Here is a 2,748-nt window from a genome sequence, read left to right as displayed (position 1 = left end):
CTTATATGCACTGCAACCAGCAGGATTATATTGTGTATAATGTCCGTCTGCAGAGCTTTTCCTTTACTCCGTCACGTAACGGTCTGCGTTATCTGAACAAGGAATCTGCCTCCAACAGCTTTTATGAAAGCTTTTACGGGATTTCCAACACTACCAGCCCGCTGCGCTCCTCCATCGAGCAATTTAATCAGTCTGATTATCCCATCATGGTAATGGGTGAGGATGGCACGGGAAAGGATCAGATGGTTTACCTGATTTACTGCCGAAGCAGGCTCCAGGACAATCCTCTGGTCATCATTGACTGTCCCAAGCTTAACGAAAAATCCTGGAATTACCTGATGGACAACTATAAATCCCCTCTCAATGAGACAGGAATCACCCTTCACATCAGAGGAATAGATTCCTTGTCCGAACAGCAGTACCAGGCTCTTTTTACATTATTAATCACCACAAACCTTGCAGGAAGAAACCATCTGCTGTTTACCTACAGCTGCAGGGAGAATGAGGAATTATCTCCCCGCTGCAGACAGCTGGTCAATGAATTTTCCTGTCTGACCCTGCATATACCTCCCCTACGCTCCAACCCGTCCAGCATTCCCAGTCTGGCAAGCCTCTATATAAGCTATCTGAATCTGGAGCTTGGCCGGGAAATTGCAGGCTTTGAGCCGGGAGCTTTAGAGCTTTTGCAATCCTTTGACTGGCCCCATAACTACAATCAATTCAAACGGATTTTAAACGAGCTGGCCGTGATTACCGACAGTCTATACATCAAGACAGAGAACGTAGCAAAAATTTTAAAGAGGGAAAAATGGGAAAGCTCGTCTGAGACAAATTCCTCCATAGATTCCTTTCCTCTGTCCGGAACCTTGGAACAAATGAATGTACAGATTGCACAGCGGGTGCTTAAGGAGGAGGGCGGCAACCAGACCATGGCCGCAAAAAGGCTGGGAATCAGCCGCACTACTCTGTGGCGAATGCTGCAGAAAACCGATTCTTTTCCTAACGGTCAGGCATAAGCTTTCTTGGATGCACCGCATGTGAGCCGTCGTCAAAGCTCGCACTTTCAGGCTCCTGAGTGCAGGAGCCTGTTTTTCTTTCTCCATTTTTCCTCTCATTCTGCCGCGTAAGCGGCTTTGTAATCAGAAGGAACTTTGTGCGGCAGCACAAATTCCGGATTGAAAATTTTAATTTTCAATCTTACCCTTCGATGCCTGGAAACCATGCCTCTTTTATAAAGACTGCCAAGGCTGTGGGAGCATCTATGTTCACCTCGTGACCTGCATTGTCAACGAAAGACAATTTTGCATTTGGAAGCAAGCCTGCCAGCATTCTTGCGGCATTTTGGTTTGCTCTATCCTTCCGCCCACAGAGAATAAAGGAAGGACAGGTTATCTCATGCAGCAGAGGCGTAAGGTCTATCCTCTTCATGGAAGCTGTCAATGTAATCATATCTCTTTTGGAAAAACCAATTTCGCAAAACATCTTTTTGGGCAGAATGCGGAATATCATATTCTGAACGGATAAAAGCAGTTTCGGCATTTTATATTGGGGAGCAATCAGCATGAGAGACTTTACTTTTTCCGGATGATTCAGGGCATACTGTAATGCCACAACAGCGCCCAGGGAAATGCCGCACAGACATAAGGGCGTCTCCATGCGGTTACATTCACTTTCAAATGCCTGATAGAGATTTTCGTATGTCATCTGTTTATCTCCTGCAATCGCAGCTAAACAAGGCCGATAGATTTGCACGTTAGTTGGAAGCTGGGCTGTTACCTGATCCCAGCTTGACGGAGTCTGCCCAAGTCCGTGTATCAAAATATAGCTCATTTTTGCCTCCCTTCCGAAGCGTTTTTGTGCTGAGGAACGCGTGTGGAATTTCCAATTCGGCGCCGCTATTCATACCTGCTGAATGAATGTATTCTAGGAAACAAAAATGCCTTTTATTCAGGCATCTTCATATTTGTTTTATAGCTTCGAAATCTGGTAAATTCTTGCCTTTATAAGCTCTTCCAGCTCCTCATCAATAATAGGAACTCCCATTTTCTCAAGCATTTCCTTAAAAAATGTAAACTTGTGGATCATTTCTTCCTTTGTTGCAGGAAAGATATTGGGATAAAGCCACACATCGCCCAGCAGAGGAATCAGCTCTGCGATCTCCCTGGGATATTCTGTCTGAATGGAGCCATCCGCAATTCCTTCTTCTATCAAATCCAGCCATAACGGTGTGAGATTCTGACGGTCAGATTTTATCATTTCTGCAAAGACGCGGGGATTTTTCAATAGAGGAAGGGCCTCCATATGAAGCTGCTTTTCTTTGGTGTTTTGTTGGTTTAGCTTAACGGCTTCCCGCATTTTCTGTAATGCGTTCAAGTCCTTTCTCTGCTTCACAAGCACCAGAGGATTATTGTCAGAAGAAAGTTTCCCACTTAAAGCGCAGATGATATCCTCTTTGGACTTAAAATGATGATAGACCGCTCCCTTTGTCAGGCCATCCAGCCCGTCCACGATATCCTGAATGGTTGTATTTTCATATCCCTTTTCCAGAAAAAGGCGCCCGGATACCTCCAATATCCGCTCTACGGTCACTTCCGGGTATTTGTTTCGTGCCACTTGCTTGTTCTCCCACCTAAACATTCATTTGGTATGTTTATTATATACACTCCTCTTTTTGTTTGTCAAGATACACAGGACTTGAGTTTCCGCAGAATTATCTCCACCAGGCAAATCTGCTGTATCCTGTTATCC

Annotated in this window: 3 protein-coding genes; 1 reads left to right on the top strand and 2 read right to left on the bottom strand. The window is 44.9% G+C overall.

The annotated features are described in order from the left end of the window. The coding region (locus AC1WIP_RS14235; protein WP_481142449.1) for a helix-turn-helix domain-containing protein at window positions 1-1,016 on the top strand (1,016 nt) is incomplete at its 5' end. Between the two features lie 181 nt (window positions 1,017-1,197). Here AC1WIP_RS14235 and AC1WIP_RS14230 read toward each other — a convergent pair. Together AC1WIP_RS14230 and AC1WIP_RS14225 are read right to left on the bottom strand one after the other, a co-directional pair. Next, entirely contained in the window at window positions 1,198-1,830 is a 633-nt protein-coding gene (locus AC1WIP_RS14230) for an alpha/beta fold hydrolase (RefSeq protein WP_481142448.1), read from the bottom strand. A gap of 138 nt (window positions 1,831-1,968) precedes the next feature. Further along, a complete protein-coding gene (locus AC1WIP_RS14225; RefSeq protein WP_481142447.1) occupies window positions 1,969-2,613 on the bottom strand; it encodes a TetR/AcrR family transcriptional regulator in 645 nt (214 codons plus the stop codon). Window positions 2,614-2,748 lie beyond the last annotated feature (135 nt).

This window comes from Acetatifactor sp. (genome assembly GCF_982438285.1).
Note: the sequence above shows the minus strand (reverse complement) of the source record. Positions and strands in the feature narration are given on the sequence as shown.

Bases quoted from the DNA above. Each gene is read 5' to 3' on its own strand.
- AC1WIP_RS14230 (WP_481142448.1), bottom strand. From the start codon at position 1,830: ATGAGCTATATTTTGATACACGGACTTGGGCAGACTCCGTCAAGCTGG.